The sequence below is a fragment of the Sphingobium sp. TomTYG75 genome (assembly GCF_054771635.1).
The window spans coordinates 2,034,554-2,061,319 of the sequence record NZ_BSRE01000001.1 but is presented as its reverse complement, the minus strand read 5'-3'; the positions used below and the strand labels follow the sequence as shown (position 1 = coordinate 2,061,319).

The 26,766-nt window shown below is 63.0% G+C and carries 27 protein-coding genes; 2 read left to right on the top strand and 25 right to left on the bottom strand.

All coding sequences use genetic code 11. From position 1 onward, the window contains the following. Positions 1-101: 101 nt before the first annotated feature. From ftsZ to ACYU81_RS10380, 18 genes are all read right to left on the bottom strand, one after another. Positions 102-1,562, bottom strand: coding sequence for a cell division protein FtsZ (gene ftsZ / locus ACYU81_RS10465; protein WP_460987573.1), 1,461 nt, complete (start codon positions 1,560-1,562; stop codon positions 102-104). A 110-nt stretch (positions 1,563-1,672) separates the two neighbouring features. Then, on the bottom strand, positions 1,673-2,959 hold the full coding sequence (gene ftsA, locus ACYU81_RS10460; RefSeq protein WP_460987572.1) for a cell division protein FtsA: 1,287 nt from the start codon (positions 2,957-2,959) through the stop codon (positions 1,673-1,675). Positions 2,960-2,964: 5 nt separating this feature from the next. Continuing rightward, the gene (locus ACYU81_RS10455) at positions 2,965-3,903 is read right to left on the bottom strand and encodes a cell division protein FtsQ/DivIB (RefSeq protein ID WP_460987571.1); all 939 of its coding nucleotides are present in this window, start codon (positions 3,901-3,903) and stop codon (positions 2,965-2,967) included. Next, positions 3,896-4,855, bottom strand: a complete 960-nt coding sequence (locus tag ACYU81_RS10450) for a D-alanine--D-alanine ligase (protein WP_460987570.1) — start codon at positions 4,853-4,855, stop codon at positions 3,896-3,898. The genes ACYU81_RS10455 and ACYU81_RS10450 overlap by 8 nt, the downstream gene beginning before the upstream one ends. 100 nt (positions 4,856-4,955) lie before the next feature. Beyond that, positions 4,956-5,846, bottom strand: a complete 891-nt coding sequence (gene murB, locus ACYU81_RS10445) for a UDP-N-acetylmuramate dehydrogenase (RefSeq protein WP_460988166.1) — start codon at positions 5,844-5,846, stop codon at positions 4,956-4,958. A 46-nt stretch (positions 5,847-5,892) separates the two neighbouring features. Then, positions 5,893-7,314: a UDP-N-acetylmuramate--L-alanine ligase gene (murC, locus tag ACYU81_RS10440; protein WP_460987569.1), complete on the bottom strand. Its 1,422-nt coding sequence runs from the start codon at positions 7,312-7,314 to the stop codon at positions 5,893-5,895. A gap of 64 nt (positions 7,315-7,378) precedes the next feature. Continuing rightward, positions 7,379-8,545, bottom strand: coding sequence for an undecaprenyldiphospho-muramoylpentapeptide beta-N-acetylglucosaminyltransferase (gene murG / locus ACYU81_RS10435; RefSeq protein WP_460987568.1), 1,167 nt, complete (start codon positions 8,543-8,545; stop codon positions 7,379-7,381). Further along, a complete protein-coding gene (gene ftsW, locus ACYU81_RS10430; RefSeq protein ID WP_460987567.1) occupies positions 8,542-9,744 on the bottom strand; it encodes a putative lipid II flippase FtsW in 1,203 nt (400 codons plus the stop codon). Before ftsW ends, murG begins: the two co-directional genes overlap by 4 nt. 33 nt (positions 9,745-9,777) lie before the next feature. Then, entirely contained in the window at positions 9,778-11,100 is a 1,323-nt protein-coding gene (gene murD / locus ACYU81_RS10425) for a UDP-N-acetylmuramoyl-L-alanine--D-glutamate ligase (RefSeq protein ID WP_460987566.1), read from the bottom strand. 5 nt (positions 11,101-11,105) lie between these two features. Next, entirely contained in the window at positions 11,106-12,179 is a 1,074-nt protein-coding gene (gene mraY, locus ACYU81_RS10420) for a phospho-N-acetylmuramoyl-pentapeptide-transferase (protein WP_460987565.1), read from the bottom strand. Then, positions 12,179-13,558: a UDP-N-acetylmuramoyl-tripeptide--D-alanyl-D-alanine ligase gene (locus tag ACYU81_RS10415; RefSeq protein WP_460987564.1), complete on the bottom strand. Its 1,380-nt coding sequence runs from the start codon at positions 13,556-13,558 to the stop codon at positions 12,179-12,181. The genes mraY and ACYU81_RS10415 overlap by 1 nt, the downstream gene beginning before the upstream one ends. Then, a complete protein-coding gene (locus ACYU81_RS10410) occupies positions 13,555-14,997 on the bottom strand; it encodes a UDP-N-acetylmuramoyl-L-alanyl-D-glutamate--2,6-diaminopimelate ligase (protein WP_460987563.1) in 1,443 nt (480 codons plus the stop codon). The genes ACYU81_RS10415 and ACYU81_RS10410 overlap by 4 nt, the downstream gene beginning before the upstream one ends. 1 nt (position 14,998) lies before the next feature. Beyond that, positions 14,999-16,711, bottom strand: a complete 1,713-nt coding sequence (locus tag ACYU81_RS10405) for a peptidoglycan D,D-transpeptidase FtsI family protein (protein ID WP_196225446.1) — start codon at positions 16,709-16,711, stop codon at positions 14,999-15,001. Further along, positions 16,711-17,361: a colicin transporter gene (locus ACYU81_RS10400; protein WP_460987562.1), complete on the bottom strand. Its 651-nt coding sequence runs from the start codon at positions 17,359-17,361 to the stop codon at positions 16,711-16,713. The genes ACYU81_RS10405 and ACYU81_RS10400 overlap by 1 nt, the downstream gene beginning before the upstream one ends. Further along, positions 17,358-18,323, bottom strand: coding sequence for a 16S rRNA (cytosine(1402)-N(4))-methyltransferase RsmH (gene rsmH, locus ACYU81_RS10395; protein WP_460987561.1), 966 nt, complete (start codon positions 18,321-18,323; stop codon positions 17,358-17,360). Before rsmH ends, ACYU81_RS10400 begins: the two co-directional genes overlap by 4 nt. Then, entirely contained in the window at positions 18,320-18,817 is a 498-nt protein-coding gene (locus tag ACYU81_RS10390; RefSeq protein ID WP_460987560.1) for a division/cell wall cluster transcriptional repressor MraZ, read from the bottom strand. Before ACYU81_RS10390 ends, rsmH begins: the two co-directional genes overlap by 4 nt. A gap of 498 nt (positions 18,818-19,315) precedes the next feature. Next, positions 19,316-19,621 (bottom strand): hypothetical protein, encoded by a 306-nt coding sequence (locus ACYU81_RS10385; protein ID WP_449471330.1) that lies wholly within the window; start codon positions 19,619-19,621, stop codon positions 19,316-19,318. 40 nt (positions 19,622-19,661) lie between these two features. Further along, a complete protein-coding gene (locus ACYU81_RS10380) occupies positions 19,662-20,657 on the bottom strand; it encodes a cysteine synthase A (RefSeq protein WP_460987559.1) in 996 nt (331 codons plus the stop codon). A 185-nt stretch (positions 20,658-20,842) separates the two neighbouring features. Here ACYU81_RS10380 and ACYU81_RS10375 point away from each other — a divergent pair, with 185 nt between their 5' ends. Continuing rightward, complete coding sequence (locus tag ACYU81_RS10375) at positions 20,843-21,757, top strand: cell wall hydrolase (RefSeq protein WP_460987558.1); 915 nt, start codon at positions 20,843-20,845, stop codon at positions 21,755-21,757. 343 nt (positions 21,758-22,100) lie between these two features. Continuing rightward, on the top strand, positions 22,101-22,229 hold the full coding sequence (locus tag ACYU81_RS10370) for an entericidin A/B family lipoprotein (RefSeq protein WP_196225439.1): 129 nt from the start codon (positions 22,101-22,103) through the stop codon (positions 22,227-22,229). A gap of 53 nt (positions 22,230-22,282) precedes the next feature. Here the strand turns inward: ACYU81_RS10370 and tatC are convergent, their stop codons facing one another. The 7 genes from tatC to ACYU81_RS10335 all read right to left on the bottom strand — a co-directional run bounded on the left by tatC (position 22,283) and on the right by ACYU81_RS10335 (position 26,735). Then, a complete protein-coding gene (gene tatC, locus ACYU81_RS10365) occupies positions 22,283-23,077 on the bottom strand; it encodes a twin-arginine translocase subunit TatC (protein WP_460987557.1) in 795 nt (264 codons plus the stop codon). Then, positions 23,074-23,499, bottom strand: a complete 426-nt coding sequence (gene tatB, locus ACYU81_RS10360; protein WP_460987556.1) for a Sec-independent protein translocase protein TatB — start codon at positions 23,497-23,499, stop codon at positions 23,074-23,076. Before tatB ends, tatC begins: the two co-directional genes overlap by 4 nt. A 31-nt stretch (positions 23,500-23,530) precedes the next feature. After that, on the bottom strand, positions 23,531-23,773 hold the full coding sequence (locus tag ACYU81_RS10355) for a twin-arginine translocase TatA/TatE family subunit (protein WP_196225436.1): 243 nt from the start codon (positions 23,771-23,773) through the stop codon (positions 23,531-23,533). Positions 23,774-23,802: 29 nt separating this feature from the next. Further along, on the bottom strand, positions 23,803-24,393 hold the full coding sequence (scpB, locus tag ACYU81_RS10350; protein WP_460987555.1) for an SMC-Scp complex subunit ScpB: 591 nt from the start codon (positions 24,391-24,393) through the stop codon (positions 23,803-23,805). Beyond that, complete coding sequence (locus tag ACYU81_RS10345) at positions 24,393-25,175, bottom strand: segregation and condensation protein A (RefSeq protein ID WP_460987554.1); 783 nt, start codon at positions 25,173-25,175, stop codon at positions 24,393-24,395. The genes scpB and ACYU81_RS10345 overlap by 1 nt, the downstream gene beginning before the upstream one ends. A gap of 86 nt (positions 25,176-25,261) precedes the next feature. Beyond that, positions 25,262-26,275, bottom strand: a complete 1,014-nt coding sequence (gene nagZ / locus ACYU81_RS10340) for a beta-N-acetylhexosaminidase (RefSeq protein ID WP_460987553.1) — start codon at positions 26,273-26,275, stop codon at positions 25,262-25,264. An 85-nt stretch (positions 26,276-26,360) separates the two neighbouring features. Then, the gene (locus ACYU81_RS10335; RefSeq protein ID WP_460987552.1) at positions 26,361-26,735 is read right to left on the bottom strand and encodes an endonuclease domain-containing protein; all 375 of its coding nucleotides are present in this window, start codon (positions 26,733-26,735) and stop codon (positions 26,361-26,363) included. Between the last annotated feature and the right edge of the window lie 31 nt (positions 26,736-26,766).

Genomic DNA, 26,766 nt, shown 5'->3' with positions numbered 1-26,766 from the left:
GATGCGTGAATGGGAAATTTACCGCAAGATAAAGCGCGCCCGGCCGCCCGATGCAGTCGATGGCGCGCTCTAAAACATAAAACAGCCTGTGGATCGCCGTCTTATTGATTGCTTTGACGGTTGAGGAACCGCGGTATGTCGGGCGTCGATCCGGCATCGTCGCTCACTCCGGCATTCTTGTCGGAACCTCGCGTGAGACCGGCCATACGTTCAAACAGGGTCCCACCAGAAGCGGCGCGCGGCGCAGCCTGAGGCGCGGGAGCGGGAGCCGGTGCAGGCTGTGCTTCAACTTCCTCTGCGCCGAGCAGCAGTTCATCCTGCGTCGGGTCCTCATCCGAAAACACGGCAGCAGGACGCGCGGAGGCAGCCGCCGGGGTGGGCCGGGGCGCTGCGGCGGCCCGTTCCTCGACCGGGGCTACAATCGGCGCGGGTTCGGGGGCGGCAGGCACATCGAGTTCGAGCGTTTCGGGCTCGGATTCGGGGGCTGAAGCCGGAGCAGGCTGCGGGGCCGGACGCGATGCTGCGGCGGGAACCGCAACGGCGGGGCGGCTGGCAAAGCTGAACGGCTGGGTCAGCGGCGCCGCGCCACCAGTAGCCTCGCTATCGATGCCGGTGGCGACAACCGAAACGCGAATCTTGCCGTTGAGGCCGTCATTGAAGGCCGAGCCCCAGATGATGTTTGCGTCGGGATCAACCAGTTCGCGAATGTGGTTGGCGGCTTCGTCGACTTCCATCAGGCGCATGTCGTCGCCACCCACGATGGAAACAATGACGCCCTTCGCGCCCCGCATCGACACGCCGTCGAGCAGCGGGTTGGCGATCGCCTTCTCCGCCGCCTGAAGTGCACGGCCGTCGCCTTCGGCTTCGCCAGTACCCATCATCGCCTTGCCCATCTCGCCCATCACCGAACGGACGTCGGCAAAGTCGAGGTTGATGAGGCCCGGCATGACCATGAGGTCGGTGATGCCGCGAACGCCCTGCTGCAACACCTCGTCAGCCATCTGGAAGGCTTCCTTGAAGGTGGTGTTCGGGTTCGCGATCAGGAACAGATTCTGGTTCGGAATGACGATGAGGGTATCGACATGCTTTTGCAGTTCCTCGATGCCGCTCTCGGCCGACTTCATGCGGCGATTGCCCTCGAAGGTGAAGGGCTTGGTCACCACGCCGACGGTCAGGATGCCCTTGTCGCGCGCCGCCTTGGCGATGACGGGCGCAGCGCCGGTTCCGGTGCCGCCGCCCATGCCAGCGGCGATAAAGCACATATGCGCGCCGTTCAGCGCCTCTTCGACCGAGACGATGGTTTCCTCAGCAGCCGCTTTGCCGATTTCCGGACGCGAACCTGCGCCCAGACCCTCGGTGATCTGCGGGCCAAGCTGAATGCGGCGCTCGGCGGGCGAGGCGTTCAGCGCCTGCGCGTCGGTGTTGGCGACGATGAAATCCACGCCCTCAACCGACGCGGCGATCATGTTCGCGATGGCATTACCGCCCGCGCCGCCTACGCCGATCACCGCGATGCGAGGCTTCAACTCGTCCACATGCGGTGGGCTGATCTCAATGCTCATAAATTCTAGCTCCCTCCAGCTTCGGCGACATGAGCGAAACTGTCATCGAAAGTTAATGCAACAGAAAACAGCGTATTTCACTAGCAAAGTTCGTCTGGCTTTAGATTTATTCAATAGTTTGTCTTCATCGCCCGCACCATCCGCTGCCACCATTGCGGCGCATTGATACGATGAACGGTCTGGGGCGCAGGCGCTATCGTTCTAAGATCAACCGGGTTTGATGCGCCGTAAAGCGCCAGACCGGCGAGCGTAGCGAAGGCAGGGCCGCTATGCGCCTCCGGCAACGCAGCCAATCCACGAGGCCTGCCGATCCGGACGGCCCGGCCCAGCGCACCTTGAGCATAGTCGGCAATGCCCTTCATTTCCGCGCCGCCGCCGGTCAGCACGACCTGGCGTCCCGTCGGCGTATTGAAGCCCATGCCCGCGAGCCCCGCGTTGACCTCCGTCATCAACTGGTTCAGCCGTTCGCAGATGACGGCGACCAGCGCGGCCCGCGTGATCTTACCGCCGTCCGCATTGGGACCAGCGCTCTGCCCCGGCACGGCGACATCACCGTGGGGCGCCGCGATCTCAATCATCTCGCGGAAATCACGGCGGTTCTGCATCGCCGAACCGTAGAAACATTTGATCCGCTCGGCCTGGCTGCGGCGAATGCCGAAGGCGGAGGCGATATCATCGGTAATGTCCGAAGCGCCGATCGGGATGCTGTGCAGGCCCACCAGCATGCCGCCTGCATAGAGCGAGACATTGGTCACGCCCGCGCCCAGTTCCACCAGCGCGACGCCCAAGTCCCTTTCCTCCTCGGAAAGGCAGGCAAGGCCTGTCGCGATTGGCGAAGCGACAATCGAATTGACGTTGAGATAGGCCCCGCGCACGCACAGGTCGAGATTGGCGAGCGGCGCGCCGTCCGCCAGCACGACGTGGATATCGACGCCCAGCAGGTCGGCATGCATGCCGAGCGGCTTTTTCACCGGCACCTTGCCATTGATGGTGAAGCAGGTGGGCTGGGCATGAAGCACCACGCGCCCATCGGGATCGATGCCCTGCTGGCCTGTCGCAAGCAGATCGTCGATGTCGGGCTGCTCGACGCGATAACCGCCCATGTCGCGCTCGACCGTCACAACGTCGCTAACGAGGCTCCCGCCAGAGAAGCTGACCCACACATCCTCGATATTGGTGCCAGCGACGCGCTCCGCCTGCTCGACCGTTTCGCGCACTGCCAGTTCGGTGCGCTCCATGTCGGCGATGAAGCCCCGGCGGACGCCACGGCTTTCCCGTTGGCCCGTGCCCAATATCGCGAGTTCACCCGTTTCGGTCCGGCCAGCAATAAGCGCGGAAACTTTCCACGATCCGATGTCGATCGCGGTGACGAGTTTATCGACCTTGGGCTGGGCCATGCGCGTCAGCCTTCCTCGCCCTGAGGCGCGGCGGGAGCATTGACTTCGGCTTTATCGCTCACCTGGTTCTGCGGCAGACGCAGGATGAAGCGATCCGGGTCGCGCATGTCGAACTTCACGATGCCTCGACCCAGCAGGCGGTTGACGCCGTCCATGCGCGCGAAATTGACGAGCGCGGTCGCAGAGGCCCTGTCTCCTTCCGGCAGCGAAAGGGTTTCGCCGGACTGAAAACGCAAATCCCAGCGGCGGTTCCCGACCCAGGTCGCACCGGCCAGCATGGGCTTGAGCGCAGGCGCATTTTCCATAAGCTTGTTGAGGCCCGCAGTCTGGCGATTGGCATCGGGGCCGACAACCAGCGGCAAATCGGGCATCGCATCCGTAGACACCGATTGAAGCACCACGCCCTGGACGTCGATCAGGTGCAACTGCCCATCATGCTGCCACACAGCGACCGGATCGCGCTCCACGATATCGACCACCAGCGTGTCCGGCAGGCGCCGCGAAATGCGCGCGTCCTTGACCCAGCCGAGCTTCAGCATTTCGTCACGGACCTTGGGCAGGTCGAGCGACAGCATGGAGCGGTCCACCTGGCCCAGCGCGATATTATAGACCGGCAGCTCGTCCATTCGTTCGACGCCGCGCACTTCGACCTTCTGAACCTCGAAACCGGCATTGGCTGCAACCTCCGCCGCCTTCTGTCCGGCCATCGCTGGCACGCCCAGCAGCATGGCGATGCCACCGACGGCGGCGACGACGATGCCAACTATGGTCCAGCTCGCTATGCGTTGCAGCGTGTCTTCGCTGACTGGAAGTGCATGAAGCATGCGACCAAACCAGGAACGGCGTTTGCCCGGCTTGCCCCGGCCCGATCCATTACGGCCGCGAGGTCCACCCGCACCCGTCAGACGCGCCGTGCCTCCCCGCCGGATGCGTGCTTCAGCCATGCCCTGCCCCCTTAGCGCCCTGTTTCTGCATCAGCGCATCCTCGACAATACGCTCGACCAGCTCGGCATAGTCAATGCCCAGTTTCGCCGCCTGTTCTGGCACAAGGCTGAGCGGCGTCATGCCGGGCTGGGTGTTCACCTCCAGAAGGTAGAGCCCCTCTACCCCTTGCGTATCGTCCCAGCGGAAATCGGATCGCGAAGCGCCCTTGCAGCCCAGCAGTTGATGCGCGCGCAGGGCGATGGCCTTGCACGCTTCGCCGATGTCGTTCGGAATTTCGGCCGGGCAGACATGTTCGGTCATGCCATCGGTATATTTGGCGTCGAAATCATAAAAGCCGCTCTTGGGACGCAGTTCGGTCACGAGCAGCGCCTCATCGCCCAGGACGGCGGTGGTCAGTTCCCGGCCCCGGATATAGGGTTCCGCGAGCAGCTGGTCGAAATGCTGCCAGGGGCCTTCCACATCGCGGCCGATGGGCGACCCGTAATTGCCGTCCTGCGTTACGATGGCGACACCGACGGAGCTGCCTTCGTTGACCGGCTTCACCACATAGGGGCGCGGCAGGGGATCGGCTTCGAACAGGCTGACGCTGTCGACGATGTGGCCGCCGGGCATTGGGATGCCCTGAGGGACCAGCGCCTGCTTGGTCAGTTGCTTGTCGATGGCGATCACAGAGGTGGCGAGGCCCGAATGGGTGTAGGTGAGGCCCATCAGGTCCATCATGCCTTGCACCGTGCCATCCTCGCCCGGCACGCCGTGAAGCGCGTTGAACACGACATCTGCTTTGGCTTCGGCGAGACGGGCGGCGACATTGTGGTCCATGTCGATCCGCGTGACCTTATGCCCGCGCGATTCCAGCGCCTTTGCGACGCCCTCGCCGCTCATCAGCGACACTGGGCGCTCGGCGGACCAGCCTCCCATGAGGACGGCGATGTGCCAGGGGCCACGGGTCATTTGTAGAACTCCAGAACAGAAATATTCGTCATCTCAGCGAAAGCTGGGAAGGAGGAAGGAGATCCCAGCTTTCGCTGGGATGACGGGCGGGTGGGGCGGATCACTTCTTCACTCCCACGCGCTGGATTTCCCATTCAAGCTCGACGCCGCTCTTTGCCTTCACCCGGCGGCGCACTTCCTCCCCCAGCGCCTCGATGTCCGCGCTGGTGGCATCGCCAAGGTTGAGGAGGAAGTTGGTATGCTTATCCGAAACCTGAGCGCCACCCAATTGCAGTCCTCGGCAGCCCGCCTCATCGACCAGAGCCCAGGCCTTGTGACCGTCCGGATTCTTGAAGGTTGATCCGCCGGTCTTGCTGCGGAGCGGCTGGCTTTCTTCGCGCGCTGCGGCGATGCGGTCCATTTCGGTCTGGATCGCGGCGGGTTCGCCAGGAACACCCCGGAACACGGCGCTTACCACCACCGCGCCTTCAGGCAGGTTACTGTGACGATAGGTATAGCCCAAGGCGTCAAGCGGCAGCGTCACACGATCGCCGGAGCGCAGAACTACGTCGCACTCGACCAGAATGTCGCAGGTTTCACGGCCGTATGCGCCGCCATTCATTCGCACGAAACCGCCCACCGTGCCGGGGATCGAACGCAGAAACTCAAGCCCCGCAATGCCCGCATCCCGCGCGGTCGAGGATACGAGGATACCGGACGCCCCTCCCCCACAGCGGAGCGAGGTGGCGTCGATCTGCTCAACCTTCGCGAAGGGTTTGCCCAGACGCACGACGACGCCCGGAACGCCTCCGTCACGCACGATCAGGTTGGAGCCAAGGCCAAGCGCCATCACCGGGACGGCTGGATCGAGATGGGCGAGAAAGTCCGCCAAATCCTCAGCATCCTTGGGCTCGAACAGCCACTGCGCGACGCCGCCCGCCTTGAACCAGACGAGCGGAGCCAGCGGGGCGTCAGCCTTCAGCGACCCGCGAACCGGAGGAAGGGGCGCCACTGTCGTGGTCAACCCAATGCCCCCAGAAGGACGGTTTGAACTCGCATCAGGCGGCTTCTTTCGCCGCGACGGCCGGTGCCAGACCTGCGGCCCATTTGGTGATGTCACCCGCGCCAAGGCAGATGATCATGTCGTCAGCCTGAAGATCGTCAGCGATTACGCGGGCCAGATCGTCCGCGCCCTCGACCGTCGCAGCGTGGCGATGCCCCCGACGCTTCAGACCCGCGACCAACTCAGCGCTATCCACGCCTTCGATCGGCTGCTCGCCCGCCGGATAGACCGGGGCCGCATAGACGATGTCGGCGTCGTTGAACGCCTGCTGAAATTCATCCATCAGGTCGCGAAGGCGGGTATAGCGGTGCGGCTGTACCACCGCGATAACGCGGCCCTTGGCACCCTCGCGCGCGGCCGCCAGCACGGCCTTTATCTCGACCGGGTGGTGGCCATAATCGTCGATGACGGTCGCGACCCCCTGTCCCGTCGGAATCTCTCCGACCTTAGTGAAACGACGCTTCACCCCGCCAAACTTCGCAAAGCCCGTCTGGATCGTCGCATCATCAATGCCCATTTGCAGCGCCACACCGATCGCCGCCATGGCGTTCAGCACGTTGTGGCGGCCGGGCATCGGCATTTCGATCCCTTCGATCCGGCGGAGCGAACCGTCGCGCTCGCGGATTTGCACATCGAAGCGGTTGCCGCCGGGGATCGGCTGCACATTCTCGCCGCGAATATCGGCCTGCGCCGAGAAACCATAGGTGACGATGCGACGGTCCTGCACGCGCGGCAGGATCGCTTGCACCTCTGGATGATCGAGGCAGAGCATCGCGGCACCATAGAAGGGCACATTTTCGACGAACTCGACGAAGGCGTCCTTCACCTTGTCGAAGCTGCCATAATGGTCGAGATGCTCGGGATCGATGTTGGTGACGACTGCCAGCGTGCCGTCGAGGCGCAGGAAGCTGCCGTCGCTTTCGTCGGCCTCGACAACCATCCAGTCGCTCTTGCCGAGGCGAGCGTTGGAGCCATAGCTGTTGATGATGCCCCCGTTGATGACGGTCGGGTCCACCCCGCCAGCGTCGAGCAGTGCCGCGACCATTGAGGTGGTCGTGGTCTTGCCATGCGTGCCCGCGACCGCGACGGTGGATTTGAGCCGCATCAGCTCCGCCAGCATTTCTGCACGGCGAATGACGGGGACACGCTTTTCCAGCGCCAGATCAACTTCGGGATTGCCCTTCTTGATCGCGGTCGAAGTCACGACCACGGCGGCATCGCCCAGATTTTCAGCCTTGTGGCCGATCATCACGTCGATGCCCTTCTTGCGCAAACCTTCGACGACATAGCCCTCGGCCACGTCGGACCCTTGAACCTTGTAACCCAGATTGTGCATCACCTCGGCGATACCGGACATGCCGATGCCGCCAATGCCGATGAAATGGATCGTGCCGATGTCGGTGCCGACACCCTTCATGCCTTAATCTCCGGGAAAACTCCGTCATTCCCGCGCGAGCCGGGATGACAAAGGGGGTTCATATTCATGCAGGGACGCCCTGCAAATTCAGGCTGGTCGGGATCGGCCCGACCTTCAAAGGATCGTTCATGATCGGCGCGGGGCCGATGCTTTCCAGCAGGTCGGCCATGTCACGCGCCGCATGGGGACGGCCGCAGGCACGAGCGCGCTTGGCTGCGTTCTGAAGCGCGCCGGGCTCCATCGCCATCTTTTGCATCTGCTTGGCGAGCTCCACGGCGGTGAAGCGCGACTGCGGGATAGTCCGCGCACCGCCCGCCTCGGTCATCTCGCGCGCGTTGACCGTCTGATGATCATCCATCGCGCTCGGCAGCGGGACAAGGATCGCCGGGCGCCCCGCGCAGGTAAGTTCCGCCAGCGTCGATGCTCCCGCGCGAGCGATCACCAGATGCGACCAGCTGAGCTTTTCCGGCACATCGTTGAAATAGGTCGCCAGGTCAGCGGGAATTTCCAGGTCGGCGTAGAAGCGGCGGACCCGCTCGATATCCTCGGCCCGGCATTGCTGCGTCACCTGCAATCGGCGGCGCAGGCTGAGCGGCAACATGCCAAGGCCGTCCGGGACGACCGACGAAAGGATGCTGGCGCCCTGACTGCCGCCAATCACGAGCACGCGGAATACGCTCTCGTCCGTCAGCGCCGGAAACTCCTCGTCCCGCAGCGCCTTCACTTCCTCGCGAACCGGATTTCCGACCAAATGGACCTTGCCCGCATATTTGTCGCGCAGGCGCTCCACCTTCGGGTAAGCCGTAGCAATCGCATCGACGCGGCGGGCGAGGAAACGGTTTACGCGGCCTAGCACGGCATTCTGTTCGTGGATGGCGGTCGGGATGCCATCCGCCAGCGCGCCCAACAGCGCAGGCATGGCGGGATAGCCGCCAAACCCGACGACAGCGGTGGGGCGGAAGGTCTCGTTGAGCCGGCGGGCCATGGCGCGGCCTGCAAGGATGGCCTTAAGCGCGCCCATCCAGCTTTTCGGGTTCTTCGTCATGCGGCCAGCAGGCAGGACATGGACCTGCGCGCGATCGAAGATGCCCGGGATCTTGGCGCCGCGCTCATCCGTGACCAAAGCGACATGGTGGCCGCGCGCCATCAACTCTTCGGCCACAGCATGCGCCGGAATCATGTGACCGCCCGTCCCACCCGCGGCGAGGACGAAGTGACGGGAAATGCTCATCGACCACTCCATTTGACGACGGTATGCCGCCCCATGAAGGGATTGCGCCGTGTGAACGCAAGCAGCAGGCCGACCCCGATACAAAGGGCCAGCATAGAGGAGCCGCCATAGCTGATAAAGGGCAGCGTCATGCCCTTCGAAGGAAATATCTGGGCATTGACGCCCATGTTGATGATCGCCTGCAACCCGAACTGCGTGGTAAGGCCCGCTGCCGCCAGGATCGTGAAATTATCATCCTCGTCCAGCATGCGCAGCAGCACACGGACAACGATCGCCAGATAGACGCAGGCGATGCCGATGCAGGCGAGCAGCCCGAACTCTTCACCGATCACGGAAAAGATATAGTCGGTGTGCGCTTCGGGCAGGCGGAATTTCTCCTGGCCGCCTCCCGGTCCCACTCCCGTGAATCCACCATGGGTGATCGTGCGGAACGCCAACTCCGTCTGGTCCGGCCCCGTATCCTGCGCGACGCCGATGCCAAGGAAGTCATTGATGCGCTGACGGCCATTTTCGTAGAACATGTACATGGCGATCAGGCCAGCCAGCGCCACGCCAACCATCATGCCGATGAACCGCATCGACACACCGGACAGCAGCAACAGGCATCCCCAGCAGGCAAGGAAAATGACCGTCTGGCCGAAGTCGGGCTGCTTCATCAGGATCGCCGCGATCAACAGCGTCAACACGCCGGTCAGCGGAATGACCGGCAAGGACATGTCCTTGCCCCGCAGCGAAAGCAACCAGGCCATGGAGACGACATAGACAGGCTTCAGGAATTCCGAGGGCTGAAAGCGAAATCCGGGCAGGTCGATCCAGCGCCGCGCGCCGTTTACGCTCGACCCCAGGATCGGCACGCACAGCAACATCACGATGAAGAAGGCCGTCATGAACATGGCCAACCGCCGGGCCTGCTGACGGGGCAGCATCGATATGACGAGCATGATCGGCAGGCCGATGAAGACCCACATAAGCTGCCGATAGAAATAGATGAGCGGCGTGACGGATACGCTGCTGGTCGAACGGTCGATCGCCGCCACGGGCGACGCGGCCGCGACGGCAACCAGACCGATCGCCATCAACGCGACGATCAGCGAGAGGAGAACGCGATCGATCTCCCAGAACCAGATGGCCAGGGCCGTGCGCTCGCGCGGAACGGTGCGGTTCTTGAACCCCTTCACCAGTTCGCCTGCCCTGAACATTGTAATCGCCCCTTCTGCGCCCCTGCGCCGCCCTTAGCCGTCCAGGCCCCCTTCTTCCAGCGCCGCGACGGCCGCGACGAAGGCATCGCCTCTCGCCTCGAAATCCCGGAATTGGTCGAAACTGGCACAGGCTGGCGAAAGCAGCACGACGTCGCCCGGCTGTGCTACACGCGCCGCGCGGCGAACGGCGGCCGATAGCATCTCGCTATCATCCACCGCCATATGATCTTTGAGCAGATCGGCGAACATATGACCCGCTTCGCCGATCGTGTAAGCGGCAGCGACATTGCCGAACCATGGCGCGCATTCGTCCAGATTGTCTGTCTTTGCCAGACCTCCGACAATCCAGTGCAGCCGCGGGCGGCCATCGAGGGGCGGATAGGCTGCGAGCGCGGGCGCCGTCGAGGCGGGGTTGGTCGCCTTGCTGTCGTTGACGTAGAGTACGCCGTTCAGTTCCTTCACGCGCTGCATCCGGTGGGGCAGGCTGGCATAGCTGGTGAGGGCAGCCTCGATCGTCGCTTCATCGATGCCCAGCGCGCGCGCGACGGCGAGGGCTATCGCTGCGTTCTGCGCGTTGTGCGGCCCCTGGAGCGACGGCCAGTTCGCCTGCGCGGCGGGATCGATGTCCCCAGCCTTCACCTCTACCCGCCGAGCGCCCGGCTGAGCCGCGATGGATCGGCTCGGTTCATCCTCCGTCGCGATCACCGCGACATGGTCGGGCGACTGCATCGCGAACAATCGCGCCTTGGACGCGACATAGCCTTCAAAGCCATTATAGCGATCGAGATGATCCGGCGTGATATTGAGCAGCACGGCAACATCGCAGTCCAGGCTCTGCGTCAGGTCAATCTGATAGCTCGACAGTTCCAACACATAGATGCCGCCCTCCGGCAACGGCTCCTGCCCTAAAATCGGCAGGCCTATATTGCCGCCCATGCGGGTCGAGATGCCTGCTGTCTCTATGATGTGGTGAACCAGCGCCGTTGTGGTCGACTTGCCGTTGGTGCCAGTAATACCGACCACCCGATGTGCGGGAAGTGTTGGACGGGCGAGCGCAAACAGCTCGATGTCGCCGATGACGGGGACGCCCGCGAGCTTGGCATGCATGGCAATCGGATGCTTGTTGAGAGGCACGCCGGGAGAAACGACAACGCCGTCAAAGCCAGCCAGATCAATTTCCAGCGGGTCGGCCAGTTCGGCCTTGTCCGCGACGGCCGCGCGCGCTTCGTCCCGATTGTCCCAGGCGACGACGCGCGCACCGCTGGCCACAAGCGCCTCTACAGTTGCCAGTCCAGACCGGGCTAGGCCAAGAACCGCATAGGTTTTGCCAGCAAAGGCGGAGGAGGTAAGGGTCATCGCGCTCACCGCAGCTTCAGCGTAGCGAGACCAGCAAGTGCCAGCACGAAGGAGATGATCCAGAAGCGGATCACGACCGTCGGTTCGGCCCAGCCCAACTGCTCGAAATGATGGTGGATCGGCGCCATCTTGAACACACGTTTGCCGGTGCGCTTGTAGAAGAAGACCTGGATGATCACGCTCATCGCCTCGACCACAAACAGGCCGCCAATCACGCCCAGCACGATTTCATGATGCGCCGTCACAGCGATGACGCCGATCGTGCCGCCAAGCGCCAGGCTGCCCGTATCACCCATGAATACGGCGGCTGGAGGAGCGTTGAACCAGAGGAAGGCCAGGCCTGCCCCAATGATCGCACCGCATAATATGGTGAGATTGCCCGCGCCCGGCACATGCGGGATGCCAAGATAGGCCGCAAAGTCCGCGCGGCCGACCAGATAGACGATCGCCATGAACGCCATGCAGGCGATGATCACCGGCATGGTCGCCAGGCCATCGAGACCATCGGTCAGGTTCACAGCGTTGCCGAACGCCACGATCACGAAGGCGGCGAAGAGGAAGTAGAAGGGGCCAAGCTCGATCGCCGGGCCATTGTAGAAGGGCAGGTAGAGCGCCGTATTCCCGTGCTGGTTGACGATCAACCAGGCCGCTATGCCCGCAATCAGGAATTCGAACGCCAGACGCATCTTGCCCGACAGCCCCTTGTGGCTGGCCTTCGTCACCTTGTCATAATCGTCCAGAAAACCGATCGCGCCAAAACCCAGCGTTACGAACAGGCATGCCCAGACATAGATGGACGACAGATCCATCCAGAGCAGCACCGATGTGATCATGGAGGTGAGGATCATGAGGCCGCCCATGGTCGGCGTGCCGCGCTTTGCCAGATGGGTCTGCGGACCATCATCACGGATCGGCTGCCCCTTGCCCTGCCGCACCCGCAACCAGCCGATGAAGCGCGGACCCAGCACAAGACCGATGACGAAGGCCGTCGCGATCGTCGCGCCCGCGCGGAAGCTAAGATAGCGGACGAGGTTGAAAACCCCCGCGAAATCCATGGTCTGGGCGAGCCAGTAGAGCATCAGTTCTTATGTTCCCCAAGCGCGGCGACCAGGCGCGACAGGCCGATGCCGTTCGAGCCCTTGACCAATATGGCGTCGCCAGCGCGCATTTCCGTCCGAATGAGATTGGTGGCCGCCGCCGTATCCGGCACATGATCAAAGGCCAACTGCTGACCGTGCAGCGCCTCGGCCAGCGGTTTCATTTCATCGCCCACCAGAATGGCGTAGTCGACCTGACCGGCGGCAAGCGGCTCGGCAAGTCCGGCATGGAGTTCGTGGCTGCGATCGCCCAATTCCCGCATGCCGCCCAACACGGCGATGCGGCGGCTCGCATTTTCCCTGCCCAACTGCTTGAGCGTAGCGGCCATGCTTAGCGGATTGGCATTGTAGCTTTCATCGATCAGCAGCGCTTCGCCGCCAGCGACCGCGACAGACCGCCGCTCGCCACGGCCCGGCAGACCCGGCATTTCGGCGAGCGCCAGACCCGCAGCCGCCAAATCGCCGCCCAAGGCTTCGACCGCCGCCAGCACGGCCAGCGCGTTCGACACCCAATGTTCGCCGGGCGCACCCACGGTGAAGCAGAGTTCGGCGCTGGGCAGCGTGGCCGTTACCAATGTGCCGCCGCTCGCCGCCGGAACCATGTCACGCGCGCGTACATCGGCCTCTTCGTCAAAACCGAAGGTCAGGATGCGGGAGGCATGCTGCTCTGCCTTTGCGTAGAGCGTCGCGACATGCGGGCTGTCGTAGGGGATGACCGCCGTGCCGTCGGGCTCAAGCCCTTCGAATATCTCCGCCTTGGCCTGCGCAATCTTCTCTTCGGTACCGAAAAATTCGATGTGCGCCGGGGCGATTGCGGTCACGATGGCGACATGCGGCCGCACCTGCCGCGTCAGCTGCGCCAGTTCACCGGCATGGTTCATGCCCATTTCGAACACGCCAAAGGCCGACGCACGGGGCATGCGCGACAGGCTGAGCGGCACGCCGACATGATTATTGTAACTCTTGACCGACCGATGCACCTGACCCGGGCAGATGCGGTCCAGCGCCTGGAACAAGGCTTCCTTGGTGCCCGTCTTGCCGACTGACCCCGTGACCCCGATCACCTTGCCCTGCATGCGCGCGCGGGAAGCGCGGCCCAGCGCCTCCAGCGCAGCGGCACTGTCGGGGACCAATATATGAGGTTGAGGAACAGGTTCGCTGACGATCGCCCCAGCCGCGCCCTGACCGAAAGCCTTGTCGATGAAATGATGGCCGTCCGTCGTCTCGCCCTTCATCGCGACAAACAGGTCACCATGGGTCACTTCACGGCTATCGAAGGCGACGCCCGAAACGGCGAAGGGTGCCGAAGCGGCACCCCCTGTAGCCTGCGCTATTTCCTCGGAAGTCCAAAGCTCGCTCACCCAGCGCACTCCCGGGCAACAGTGACATCGTCGAACGGCAACACCCGATCGCCGATGATCTGCCCCTGTTCATGCCCCTTGCCCGCGAGCAGCACGATATCATCCCCACCGGCCCGCGCAATGGCTGCGGCGATCGCGGCGCGGCGACCACCGATTTCCTCCGCGCCCGACGCCCCCGCCATGACGGCGGCGCGAATGGCGGAAGGATCTTCCGAACGGGGATTATCATCGGTGACGATGACATGATCAGCCAACTCTGCGGCAACTTTGCCCATTTGCGGGCGCTTGCCAGCGTCCCGGTCGCCGCCAGCGCCGAACAGCGCGATCAGTTTACCGCGCGTATGGGGGCGCAGCGCTTCGATCGCGGCGCGCAGTCCATCGGGCGTATGCGCATAATCGACATAGACGGGCGCGCCCGCCTTGGTGATCACTGCCCGTTCCAGACGGCCGCGCACCGGCTGGACCCGGCTCAACAGCTCCAAAACCTTGGCCACATCCTCCCCGCCTGCAATGACGAGCCCGGCGGCGGTAAGTGCATTCGCCGCTTGATAGGCACCGATCAGCGGCAGATTGACCTTGTAGAGATTGCCCCCAGCCTCGACCTCCAGCGTCTGGCCCAACTGGGTCGGGGTGCGGTTGGCAAGGCGCAAAGCCTGCCCCTGCACCCCGACGCTCAGCACACGAAGCCCCCGCTTCGTAGCTCGCTGGATGACCTTGTCGGACCATGCGTCATCGGCCCAGACGACGGCCGCGCCGTCGGGCGCGACCACCTCATCGAACAGCCGCATCTTGGCGTCGAAATAGCTGTCCATGTCGCCATGATAATCGAGATGGTCGCGCGACAGGTTGGTGAAGGCGGCCGCGGACACCGGCAGTCCTTCCGTCCGATATTGCGCAAGACCATGGCTCGACGCTTCGAACGCTGCGTGGGTAATGCCCTCGCGCTTCAGGCCCGACATGTTGGATAGAAAGGTGACGATGTCCGGCGTCGTCAGCCCCGTCGACACCTGATCGACGGAAGTGGTGACGCCCAGTGTGCCGATCGAAGCGGAATGATGGCCCAGCATCCGCCATAGCTGGCGGGCCAGCTCAACGGTCGACGTCTTTCCGTTGGTGCCGGTGACAGCAACGGTCACTTCGGGGAACGGCGCGAAATATCGGGCGGCGAGCAAGGCGAAAAGACGGCGGGGATTGTCATGGGCGATATGGACCGCCCCCTCCACCTTCGCCTCCGGCCGCGCGACGACCGCAACAGCGCCCGCGCGCACGGCGTCGGCAATAAAATCCTCGCCATTCACCCGCAGTCCCTGGAAGGCGCCAAAGACCGTGCCCGGCGCAACCTTCCGGTTATCGATCGCGAAGCCCGACACCGAAGCGTCCAGCGGCGCCCCAGTGTCGAGCTTCACATCCAGCCCCTCGATAAGCGACCCGAGGCGCATCTCAATCCTTGTCCTTGTCCTGCCCAAGCAGGGGCATGAGGTCGGAAATATCGACGTCCCGCCGTTCGTCGGGCAACACACCCAGCATCGGGGCGGTACGTTCGATCACGCGCTTGACCACCGGCGCGGCCGTCCAGGCAGCCGTGCGCAGGCCGAAAGTCTGCGCGTTGCCCTTGGGCTCGTCCATCATCGTCAGCACGACGTAGCGGGGATTATCCATCGGAAATGCGGACGCGAAAGTCGTCACCAGTGAACTCTTGTTGTACCGGCCTTCTTCAGGCTTCTCGGCGGAACCCGTCTTGCCGCCCACCCGGAATCCCTTGGCGTCGGCGCTGCGACCTGTACCTGCCGCAACGATCATCCGCAACAGCTGCCGCATCCGCGCGCTGGTAGCGGCCGAAAAGACGCGGTGGCCTTCAGGCACTTCATTGGCGTGCAGCTTGCGCAAGGTGGCAGGCCGCCAGATGCCGCCATTGACCAATGCCGCATAGGCGGCGGCAAGGTGCAGCGGCGTCACGGCGATGCCATGACCATAGGACACAGTCATCGTCGTTATGCGGCCCCAATTATAGGGCCAAATGCTCTTGGCGCGTTCTTTCAGCTCGATCGGCGCGCGCTGGTCGAACTGCAGGTTGCGGAACAACTGCTGCATGGGCGCGGCGCCCATTTCATCGGCGATCCGTGCCGTTCCGATGTTGGAGCTGTGTACCAGTATTTCCGGCACATTGATCCAACGGCCGAGCGCATGGTCGTCCTTGATCTTGAACCCGGCCACCGCGAGCGGGGCGGTCGCGTCGTAGCGCTTCGCCATCGAAGTGACGACACCGCGATCCATCGCCTCGCCGATCGACAATGGCTTGAACGTCGAACCGAGTTCGTAGCGCGCCTGAACCATATGGTTGCAGAGTGGCGATTCGCTGCATTTCTTGCCCGCGTAATTCTGAAGCTTGTTGGGGTCGAACACGGGGATCGACGCCATCGCAATCACTTCCCCGGTGTTCGCGTCCATGATGATGCCGCCTGCGCCCTTGGCATTTTGCGCCACCATCTGCGCGTAAAGCTCGCTCTCCAGCGCGCCCTGCACCCGGCTGTCGATCGAAATGGCAAAAGGCTGACCACGCAGCGCCGGATCGGTCAGCCGGTCATTGAACGCCGCCTCGACCCCCATGCCACCCTGCCCGTCGGCATTGGGCGCAAAGCCGAGGACATGCGCCGCCAGGCTGCGCTGGGGATACAGGCGTTCCTTCTCACGGGGAAATTCGATGCCGATCTCGCCCAGCGCATTCACCGCCGCCACTTCCTCGGGCAGCGCACGGCGGCGCAGATAGGCCCAACCCTTGCCGGTCAGCTTCTTGTAGAACGCCGCCTCAGGCTCATCGGGAAAAATCTCGTGCAGCTTGCGCGCAAGTTCGGCGGGCTCGCCGATCAGCTTCGACGGGCGCACCGCAATGGAATAGGCGTCCATCGTGCGGGCGAGTGGCACGCCATTGCGATCGACAATGTCAGCGCGGGCGGGAAGCAGGCCCGAAACGGCGCCATCGCCGCTTGCGCCATGCGCGAAGATGCCCACCCAGGTGAGCCGTAGAATCACCACCGCCGTGATCGCCATGAACAGGATCAGCAGCAACATCAGCCGGTTGTGGGCAACCGCCGTCAGATCAACCCGCTGCTTGCCTGCCCTGGCGCCGCCCGGCTGAACGATGATTGTTGCCATCAGCGCGCGCCTTTCTTGCGTTCGCGCGCCGCCTTGGCGCTGATGTCGCCGATGGTGCTGTCGTCAAGCAGCTTGGCATCCAGCATCGCCATCCGTTCCGCATGGCGAGCCACCGGATTGGGCTTCGACACGTCCGCATCGTCCTTCGCCTTTTCGGCAGCGGTCTTGGCGGCGGGCTTAGCAATCTTTTCGACATTGTCAGCCGCATGCGCTTCACGGATCACGGCGATATCGCTGCGGATTTGGGTGGCTGCGGGACTCGCCGGGGCGGCCTGCGGCGCAGATGGCAGGTCGGCAGGGCTTTCGACCATCGCCACCATCACAGGCGGCGCGACATAGTCGGGGCCGTTGGGCTGGATGCCATCCAGGTTCGCCAGCGCCCGCTCACCGCCCAGATATTGCTGCGCGGTCGGCGTCGCGTACATGAAATCATCCTGATTCCAGCGCTCCAGCTGCCGCATGCTCGCTCGCGCGCTGAATTCCGTTTCCAGATAACGGATGTCCGCCCGCGCCCGCGCGATCTGCGTCTGCACCTTCATCAGTTCATTACGCTCGGTCGCGACTTTCAGCGATACCAGATAGGCGCCAAGCGCACCCAGCGCGACTAGCAGGATCCAGATCAGGCTCTGCAACCTCTTCACCGCGATCATGGGCGGGCGCTCCTGGAAGAACTTGGCTGAGAAACGGACGCTGATGTACGAACGGCGCTGCGCAGGGTCGCGGAGCGCGCGCGCGGGTTGCGGGCTAACTCCGCCTCGCCGGGACGTATCGCTTTGGCTGGCTTATGGAAGGTAGGCTCAGCTGCGGCCTTGCGTTCCGGCAGGTGGCGCGATCCCGCGCCTTCTCCGCCACTGCGCTGGCGCAAGAACTGCTTGACGATACGGTCTTCCAAGCTGTGGAAAGTCACCACGGCCAATCGACCCCCCTCTTCCAGCATCGCTTCCGCCGCTTCCAGCCCACGCTCCAATTCTTCCAGCTCGCGATTCACATGGATGCGGATCGCCTGGAAGGTGCGGGTTGCCGGGTCCTTCTTGTCGTGTGGCTTGTGGCCCAGCGCCCGGCGAACAACGCTTGCGAGTTGACCGGTGCGCTCCAACGGGCGGGCCTCCACGATCGCGCGGGCCACCCGGCGCGAGCGCGGCTCTTCGCCATAGCGATAGAGGACGTCGGCAATCTCCTGCTCAGGGGCATTGTTCAGGAAATCGGCGGCGCTCATCCCATCCTGGCTCATCGTCATGGTGAGGGGGCCGTCCGCCTGAAAGGAAAAGCCGCGCTCCGGGCGGTCGAGCTGCATCGAAGACACGCCGATGTCGAGCGTCACGCCCGATACCGAACTGATGCCACGATCGCCCAGCAACTGCTCCATGCGGGAAAATTCTCCGGCGATCAGGGTGATACCCTTCTCCGCCGCCAGTGCCTCGCCTTCCCGGATGGCATCGGGATCGCGGTCGAAGGCAAAAACCTTCGCGCCCTGCGCCGCCATCGCACTGGAATATCCGCCCGCGCCGAACGTGCCATCAACATGAATCTCGCCGGGGTTGATGGCGAGGGCATGCAGCACTTCATTAAGCAGAACCGGGATGTGACGATCCAGATCGGCAGGAGCGGTCACTTGCCGTCCCCCGCCGTCCGCTGGTCCAGCCAGCGGCGCACCTTGTTGCGGATCAATTCCGGACGATCCTTGCTGTCGACCAGCGTTTCCGGCTTCCAGATCTGGATGTAACGGCCCACGCCATAGAAGAAGACAGCATCGGTGATGCCATATTCATCCTTGATGTCCGGATGCATGGCGAAGCGGCCGCCGTCGTCGAAATTCACTTCCTCGATCGTGCCGAGTCGGCGTTCCAGCTCCAGGTCGGCATTATAGTCGCGGCCGTGCGCCCGTGCCTCGCGGGCCAGTTCCTCGACTTCGGTGAACAGGAAACGGCGATGCGATTCTCCAAAGCCCGTGGCGCAGGGGTTGTCGCCATGGACGGAAAGATAAAGTCGCGTTTCCCCAGCGCTGGACAGCTTGACCTGCCGACGCATCTCCAGAGGCAGCACGAAACGGCCCTTGCCGTCCGCTACGCTGAACGCGTTGCCTGTAAAGAGAATGATTTCCGGCACGTGCGGACTGCTGCCCCTCTGTTCGCAAGGGCGCAGGCAGCCGCTCACCAACCCGCGTCATTGCGGCCCGGTGCGCAGGACTAGCAAAGCCTGACAAACCCCTATGCGAATTAGATACCAAGGGCCAGGCCACAAGAAAAGGGAAAAGTCGGGAGATTTTGGGAAATCCCGTTTTGTTCTGGTTCTAAGGTTGATTTAGACCACCAGACGGCGTTTTGAACCGGACTTACGCAGCTCAGCCGACGCCGCATGCCGCTACAAAGCGACACATCCCGACATTGCCCAGAAAATCCCTCCCCAATGACGGAAGCGATCGGCGCTGAGTGAAAGAGCGAAGGAAATAAGATTCGACGCTAGCCACATCCAGTTTCGCGCATCAAGCTGCCCGTCCGCAGCAATGGCGACAGGCCAACGGCCAGGACCAGCGCCGATCCCAGCCAAAGCATCACGAATGTGCGGAGCGCCGCCTTCAAGCAATGCGCGGCGCAGCCCGGACCTTCAACGGCCGGATGGCTGTGGGTCGCGATCCATCGGCTTGCTCAGATTGGGGTCCGGCTGAAGATCCGGGACGATCGGCTGCTGTTCCGGCGCGGGCTGCACGCCCAGCTCCGCCAAAGGTTCCTTGGGCGCGACTGCATTGACGTCCAGGGTCGGCACGGTCGGCGGCGGCACTGCCGGATCATCGATCCGCGCCTTGTCGATCACGATATTCGCCAGACCCACGAGGAGCACCACGCCCGCCAGCCCCGTCAGGCCGATCTGGACACGCTGCAACCCTTCCTGTCGGCGGGGATGTTCAGCCATTAAGCGCTCTTTATCTTGTCGCCGCGACCCTTGTCGGCGATCAGCGATTGTGCGCGAGCCAGGGGAAGACCGTCAAGCCCTTCGCTTCCAGCCACTCACGATTGTAGAGGGTGGACAGATAACGGAAGCCTGTGTCGCACAGGATGGTGACGATCCGCTTGCCCGGCCCCAGCTCTTTCGCCAGCGCCACCGCGCCTGCGACGTTGATCCCTGAGGACAGGCCAAGACAAAGCCCTTCCTCCGCCAGCAATCGCTCGACCCAGTGCAGCCCTTCCTCATCGGAAATGCGGAACTGCGTGTCGATCGGCGCGCCTTCCAGATTGGCGGTAATACGGCCCTGCCCGATGCCCTCGGCCACCGACGACCCTTCCGCCTTCAACTCGCCATGGGCATAATAATTATAGAGCGCCGCGCCATAGGGGTCGGTCAGCGCGATGGTGATATTCTCGTCATGCGCCTTGAGGCCGAGCCCGACACCAGCGATCGTGCCACCAGTGCCCGCTGCACAAGTGAAGCCGTCGATCTGCCCCTCCAGCTGTTGCCAGATTTCCTCGGCCGTACCGACGATATGCGCCTTGCGATTCGCGATATTGTCGAACTGATTGGCCCAGACCGCATTCTCCGTCTCCTCGGCGATCCGGCGCGACGTGTGGACGAAATGGCCGGGGTTGGAATAGGCCGCCGCAGGCACGGTCACCAGTTCCGCGCCCAGTGCGCGCAGCGTGTCCATCTTCTCCCGGCTCTGGGTCTCGGGCATGACGATGATCGTCTTATAGCCCTTCGCATTGGCTACCAGCGCAAGCCCGATGCCGGTATTGCCCGCCGTCCCCTCGACGATCGTGCCGCCCGGCTGCAACAGCCCCTTTTCCTCCGCATCATTGACGATGAAGAGCGCTGCGCGGTCCTTTACCGACGCGCCGGGGTTGGCGAATTCGCACTTGGCGAAGATGTCGCAGCCCGTCTCTTCCGATGGACCGGTAAGGCGTACCAGCGGCGTGTTGCCAATCAGGGCGAGGCTATCATTCTGAACCAGCATGTTCCCCGCATAGCGGAGCGGATGCACGCTTGCCAAGCAAGGGAATGCTCATCCACCCAAAGAGCCGTTTTCATTGCCACGCAAAGATCGCATCGGGCGGGAAGAAAGTGGCAAGGCTTTTGCACTAATGACAGGTCATGCGGCACTCCGCCGCGATGAATTTGTGAAAGCAGACGGCTTCAGACATGGCGCGCGCGCGATTATGGCATATGGCATTGGCCGCCTTGGCGCTGATCGCGCTTGCCTTGCCGCGCCTGATCACGGCCGCTCCGCTCGATATGCTTGCCGACGCGGCGGCGCGCGATGCTGTCGCGGAGAGGCCGGGCGAAAATTTCCCCGGTTCCGCCTACTTCTTCGTTGACGGCGTCTTTCAGGATCTGCCCGCTTCTCCTGGCAACAGCCAGCATGTCCTCAAGCTCGACACGGTCGATGCCGCTCCCGCCGCTGCCTTTCGCGGTCAAACGCCGCTGGACAGCTACCGGGCAATCAACTGCCTGACTTCCGCCATCTATTATGAGGCTGGCAACGAACCCGAAGAAGGCCAGCGCGCCGTCGCTCAGGTTGTTCTCAACCGCGTTCGCAATCCGCTCTGGCCCCATAGCGTCTGCGGCGTCGTCTATCAGGGGTCCGAACGCACCGACTCCCTGTGCCAATTCACTTTCAGCTGCGACGGATCCATGGGCCGGGCCAACCATGTGCAAAGCTGGACGCGCGCCCGCCGCATAGCGGAACAGGCGCTTGCGGGTCGTGTCTATGCCCCGGTGGGGCTCGCGACCTTCTACCACACGCTGGCAGTCCGCCCAGGATGGGCTGCGTCGAAGCGCGCCGTTGCTGTGATCGGCGCGCACATCTTCTATCAGATGCCTGGGTTTCACGGTACGGAGGCGGCGTTTCGCACCCCCTATCCCGGCCGGGAATGGCAGTCCGGCCCTTCTGTTCGCGCTTGGCCGACAAGTCCACGCATCGCTGAGCGTTACGCCGAGCCCGTCGGTGCCCATGTGACAGCACCTATTATCGTTCCGCCCCCAGCGCCTCAGGACACACTTCCGCCGTCCACCATCCGGCCCGAATATAGAAATAGCGGACGGCCGCTCATCTGAAGGAGCCAGCGTCAGAAAATTTTCCACGCATTCTCCAATTACCTGATTTTGCTGGACAATAAAAATATTCCGAGAATGAAAAAACAGCGGAACCAAATCTCGCGATGGAGGGTTCTGCATACCGGATAGCAAATCTTTTGCCCCCCGCTCTTGCTATCCAAAAAAACATGAGCCCGGAACGCATCTCCCCCCCCCCGACGCGTTCCGGGCTCTGATTTTTTGGGCCTTTTCCGTTCAAAATCAGATATTTCCGGATGCGGAACGTATTTCGCGGCCGTGGGTTCTCCTCCTCAGCCGCTGGATAGCGAGGCTGTCCGGCTCGAGTTTTTCCTAGGAGACGACCATGACCAAGAAGATCCTTGCCGCTCTGCTGCTTACCGGTTCGCTGATGGTGGCTGCATGCAACACCGTCGAAGGCGCTGGCAAAGACGTGCAGAGCGCTGGCGCGGCCGTGGAAGACGCGGCGAAGTAAGCAGCGTAAACAGGCTCCCACCCTTGCGGCCCGCCCAATGGCGGGCCTTTTTTTTAGCTGGTGGAAGCGTCGGCTCCGTCCGTGGCTGCGGCTGCGGCTTCGCGGGCCTGCTTGCGATCGGTGAACCAGATCGCCACGATCGTGATTTCGTAAAGCAGCAATAGGGGAATGGCGAGCATCAGCTGCGACACGACGTCGGGTGGGGTCAGTACGGCGGCGAGGATGAAGGCGCCGACGATCATGTAGCGGCGCAGGCCGATCAATTGGGCGCGGGTGACGAAACCGGCGCGATTGAGCAGCATCAGCAGGACGGGCATCAGGAAGCTGATGCCGAATGCAAGGATGAACTGCATAACTAACGTAAGGTAGGCATCGGCGCTGGGGAGCGCCTCTACCTGGAGACCGCTGCTTTTTCCTTGGAATCCAAGGAAAAAATGGAACGCGGTCGGCATGACGATATAATAAGCGAGGCTGGCGCCCATCAGGAACAGGACCGGGGTCATCACCAGGAATGGCAGTAACGCCTTCTTTTCCTTGGCATAAAGGCCCGGAGCGATGAAGGCCCAGAGCTGGTTCGCGATGATCGGGAAGGAGATGCAGAAAGCCCCGAAGATCGCCACCTTCACCTGCACGAAAAAGGCCTCGTACAGCTTGGTATAGACCAGTCGCCCGCCCGCGTCGCCAAAGGCTTCCTTCAAAGGATGCACCAGAAAGGCGAATAGCTTGTCTGAAAAATAGAAGCAGACCGCGCCGGTGATGAACAACGCCCATACGCATTTCAGCAGGCGCCCGCGTAGTTCGATCAGATGGTCGAGCAGCGGCGCCTTGGAATCATCGATGTCCTTCATGCCTGCGCGTCGCCCTTACCGGCCGGAGCGGACTGCGCCGCGATATAGGGTGGGCCGTCGGCAGCAGGAGCCGGAACAACGGGCGCCGATTGCGCCACGAAGGGCGGCGGAGGCGTGGTGGCGGCGGGTGCGGGATTGTCCACAGAGCCCGGCAATGGCTCGATCGCGGGAACTGCTGAAGCGTCGGCCGGATGTTCCTGCATGATCCGCCGGTTCTGATCGGCCCACTTCTTTTCCAGTTCTTCCATCTCGACTTCCCGCACCATGGCATCGATGCCGGTGCGGAAATGGCGCGCCATTCCGCGCGCCTTGCCGACGATCTGGCCCACCTTGTACAGGGCACGCGGCAAATCCTTTGGACCGATCACGACCACCGCGACGATCACGATCAGCAGAAGTTCGGTCGAACCGATATCGAACATGCGCGCCTACCGCTTGGGCGTGAAATGAAAATCAGGCCTTGGTCTTTTCTTCGGACGTGGCGGTCGGTGCGTCCTGTTCAGGAACACGATGTCCTTCGATCCGCGTAGCGGGCTTGGCGGGCGCGATGTCGTCGTCATCGTCGGCCATACCCTTCTTGAAGCTCTTGATGCCCTTGGCAACGTCACCCATCAACCCGGAGATACGGCCGCCGCCAAACAACAGCATGACCACCAGGAGAACGATGACCCAGTGCATCAACGAAAAGGAACCCATTTTAACTTTCTCCTGACAGTAAGCCCTTTCTAGGCTTCTTCCTCATCATTTTCCAGAACGGATTGAGCCCCCAGGCCCTCCAGCGCGAGATCGACGGGATCGAGCAATCCGGCAGCGCGCAGATCATCCATGCCCGGCAGATCCCGGCGGCTGCTAAGCCCGAAATGTGACAGAAATTCGTGCGTGGTGGCGTAAATCAGTGGACGGCCCGGCACTTCCCGCCTGCCCGCTGGCCGGACCCAGCCTGCTTCCATCAGCACGTCCAACGTTCCCTTGGCCACCTGCACGCCGCGAATGGCCTCGACCTCCGCGCGGCTGACGGGTTCATGATAGGCGATGATGGCCAGCGTCTCCATCGCGGCGCGGGACAGTTTGCGAGTCTCATCCTTTTCCCGCCGCAATATATGGGCAAGATCCGCCGCCGTCTGAAAATGCCAGCGCCCGCCCCGTTCGACCAGATTGATGCCACGCCCGGCATAATGATCCGACAGCGCGGCAAGCACGGCGGCGATGTCCCCGACATCCCCCACATGCTGCCGCAATTCGACGGTGGTCAACGGATGTTCAGCAACGAACAGGGCGGCCTCCACCGCGCGCATGAAATCGTCCGGTTCCTGCATTACAACAAACGTCCCCCACTTTGTTCCGGTAGCGCGGCGCGCAGGTAAATGGGCTCGAAAATGCCGTCCTGCTGGATTTCCAGCCGCCCCTGCCGCGCCAGTTCCAGCGCCGCGACAAAGCTGCTGGCGAGCGCCGAACGCGCCATTGGCCCGTCCTGACCATCGGGCAGGAAGGATTCCAGCACGGTCCAGTCGATCGCCGACCCGACCAGCGCGCCGACACGCTGAATGGCTTCGTCCAGGGTCATTACCGGCCGGGCGACGACCATGTGAACGACGGGCTGCGTCCGCGCGCGCACTTGCCCATAGCATTGCAGAAGATCGTAGAGGCTGGCGGCCCATTTCGCCTTGCGCACCAGGCGTAGTCCCTCCGGACGGGGGCGAACGAAAACGTCCCGGCCAACGCGGTCGCGCGCCATCAGGCGGGCACCAGCTTCCCGCATGGCCTGTAACCGCTGGAGCCGCAATTGCAGGCGCAGCGCCAGTTCGTCGGGGTTGGGATCAGGCTGGGCCTGCTTGGGCAGCAGCAGCGAGGATTTGAGGTAGGCGAGCCACGCCGCCATCACCAGATAATCGGCCGCCAGCTCGAGCTTCAGCTTCCGCGCGCCCTCAATATGGGCCAGATATTGTTCGACCAGCGCGAGGATGGAGATTTCCCGCAGATCGACCTTTTGCGACCGGGCCAGCGCGAGAAGAAGATCGAGCGGTCCTTCCCAGCTTTCGAAGCTGACGTTCAGCATGTCTTCGCGCGGCTGCTGCGGAGGTATGAAGAGGTCTTCCATGGTTCAGGCGGCTCTCTGGCGCGTGGGCTGCGCGAAGAGTGATTTTTCACGCCGAGGCGCGGAAAGATGGCGGATGGCGCTCGCCCTCATGCAGCCACTACGGAGAGCAGGCTGTCGCGCGTGGCGAGAAGCTGCTCGAGGGGCGGGCTGGCCTGATCGAGTTGCGCCGACGCCATGGCGCGGTCGAGCCGGGCCTTCGACTGCGTGCTGATATCGGGAAGACTATTGGCGATGCCGATCATGTCGTCCATCCGCGCCCAGCAGTTGAGCGCGAGGTCACACCCCGCCGCGACGACGCCCGCCGCCAATTCGGGGATGCTGCCGTTCAGAGCCTTCATGTCGAGGTCGTCCGACATGAGAAGGCCGTCAAAGCCGATCCGCTGACGAATGATCGTTTCGATCACCCAGGCGGAAAGGCTGGCGGGCAGGTTCGGGTCCCAATTGGTATAGATGACATGGGCGGTCATGCCGATCGGTGCGGCCTTCAATGTCTGGAAGGGCGCGAGGTCGGTGGCGAGTTCTTCCTCGCTCGCGGTCACGATCGGCAATTCATGATGGCTGTCCACCATCGCGCGGCCATGGCCTGGCATATGTTTGATGATGCCGACGACCCCGCCCTTAGCCAATCCTTCGAGAGTGGCGCGCCCAAGCGCGGCGACCCGCATCGGCTCGGCGCCCAAGGTGCGGTCGCCCATGATGTCGCTGGCCCCGTCCTGCCGCACGTCGAGCAGGGGGAGTGCATCGACGGTGATGCCCACTTCGGCCAGCGTCACCGCGATGGCATGGGCATTGGCGCGGGCGGCTGCGATCGCGCTGGACGGAGCGATGTCATAGAGGCGATCGAACACAGCGCCGGGCGGGAAGCTGGGCCAGACGGGCGCCTGCATGCGGGCGACGCGGCCGCCTTCCTGATCGATCATGATCAGCAGGTCGTCGCGGCCGTGGAGAGCGCGCAGGTCGTCCGTCAGCGCGCGTAATTGGGCGCGGTCGGCGATGTTGCGGCGGAAGAGGATGTAGCCCGCAGGCTGCGCATCGGCGAAGAAGGCGCGTTCGTCAGAGGTGAGCGTCTCGCCGGAGAGGCCGAAAATTACCGGTTTCATGAGGGCGGATGGTAGCGGCGAAGGAGCGTCGTGTCGAAGGGGTTGTTGGGGGTGGGAGTAGTAGAGAGCGAGAGAGAGTGAGAACTTACTCCCTCTCCCCTTTAGGGGAGAGGGTCGGGGAGAGGGGAAGGCGCTGCGCTATCATGGACAGGACGGCCTCGATATTCTGCATAACGTCTGTGTTGGTGAAGCGAATGACGCTCCAGCCTTGCTCGCTTAGATAGGCAGTGCGATCTGCGTCGTACTCAGTAGTTGAACCGTGCGTATCGCCGTCAATCTCGATGATCAGCATCGCCGCCCGACAGGTGAAATCGGCGATGAATGGCCCAATCACACTTTGGCGGCGGAACTTGACACCAGCGAAGCGCTTCGCGCGCAGGTGATACCAGAGGCAAGCTTCGGCGGGCGTTAAGCTGGATCGCAGTTGCTTTGCAAAACCTAGCGATTTTCGGTCGCGCAACGGCGTTCCCCTCTCCCGCCTTCGCTACGCT

Coding starts and splice junctions, on each gene's coding strand:
- ftsZ (WP_460987573.1), bottom strand. CDS start 1,562: ATGAGCATTGAGATCAGCCCACCGCATGTGGACGAGTTGAAGCCTCGC.
- ftsA (WP_460987572.1), bottom strand. CDS start 2,959: ATGGCCCAGCCCAAGGTCGATAAACTCGTCACCGCGATCGACATCGGA.
- ACYU81_RS10455 (WP_460987571.1), bottom strand. CDS start 3,903: ATGGCTGAAGCACGCATCCGGCGGGGAGGCACGGCGCGTCTGACGGGT.
- ACYU81_RS10450 (WP_460987570.1), bottom strand. CDS start 4,855: ATGACCCGTGGCCCCTGGCACATCGCCGTCCTCATGGGAGGCTGGTCC.
- murC (WP_460987569.1), bottom strand. CDS start 7,314: ATGAAGGGTGTCGGCACCGACATCGGCACGATCCATTTCATCGGCATT.
- murG (WP_460987568.1), bottom strand. CDS start 8,545: ATGAGCATTTCCCGTCACTTCGTCCTCGCCGCGGGTGGGACGGGCGGT.
- ftsW (WP_460987567.1), bottom strand. CDS start 9,744: ATGTTCAGGGCAGGCGAACTGGTGAAGGGGTTCAAGAACCGCACCGTT.
- murD (WP_460987566.1), bottom strand. CDS start 11,100: ATGACCCTTACCTCCTCCGCCTTTGCTGGCAAAACCTATGCGGTTCTT.
- mraY (WP_460987565.1), bottom strand. CDS start 12,179: ATGCTCTACTGGCTCGCCCAGACCATGGATTTCGCGGGGGTTTTCAAC.
- ACYU81_RS10410 (WP_460987563.1), bottom strand. CDS start 14,997: ATGCGCCTCGGGTCGCTTATCGAGGGGCTGGATGTGAAGCTCGACACT.
- ACYU81_RS10405 (WP_196225446.1), bottom strand. CDS start 16,711: ATGGCAACAATCATCGTTCAGCCGGGCGGCGCCAGGGCAGGCAAGCAG.
- ACYU81_RS10400 (WP_460987562.1), bottom strand. CDS start 17,361: ATGATCGCGGTGAAGAGGTTGCAGAGCCTGATCTGGATCCTGCTAGTC.
- ACYU81_RS10385 (WP_449471330.1), bottom strand. CDS start 19,621: ATGGCTGAACATCCCCGCCGACAGGAAGGGTTGCAGCGTGTCCAGATC.
- ACYU81_RS10380 (WP_460987559.1), bottom strand. CDS start 20,657: ATGCTGGTTCAGAATGATAGCCTCGCCCTGATTGGCAACACGCCGCTG.
- ACYU81_RS10375 (WP_460987558.1), top strand. CDS start 20,843: ATGGCGCGCGCGCGATTATGGCATATGGCATTGGCCGCCTTGGCGCTG.
- ACYU81_RS10370 (WP_196225439.1), top strand. CDS start 22,101: ATGACCAAGAAGATCCTTGCCGCTCTGCTGCTTACCGGTTCGCTGATG.
- tatC (WP_460987557.1), bottom strand. CDS start 23,077: ATGAAGGACATCGATGATTCCAAGGCGCCGCTGCTCGACCATCTGATC.
- tatB (WP_460987556.1), bottom strand. CDS start 23,499: ATGTTCGATATCGGTTCGACCGAACTTCTGCTGATCGTGATCGTCGCG.
- ACYU81_RS10355 (WP_196225436.1), bottom strand. CDS start 23,773: ATGGGTTCCTTTTCGTTGATGCACTGGGTCATCGTTCTCCTGGTGGTC.
- scpB (WP_460987555.1), bottom strand. CDS start 24,393: ATGCAGGAACCGGACGATTTCATGCGCGCGGTGGAGGCCGCCCTGTTC.
- ACYU81_RS10345 (WP_460987554.1), bottom strand. CDS start 25,175: ATGGAAGACCTCTTCATACCTCCGCAGCAGCCGCGCGAAGACATGCTG.
- nagZ (WP_460987553.1), bottom strand. CDS start 26,275: ATGAAACCGGTAATTTTCGGCCTCTCCGGCGAGACGCTCACCTCTGAC.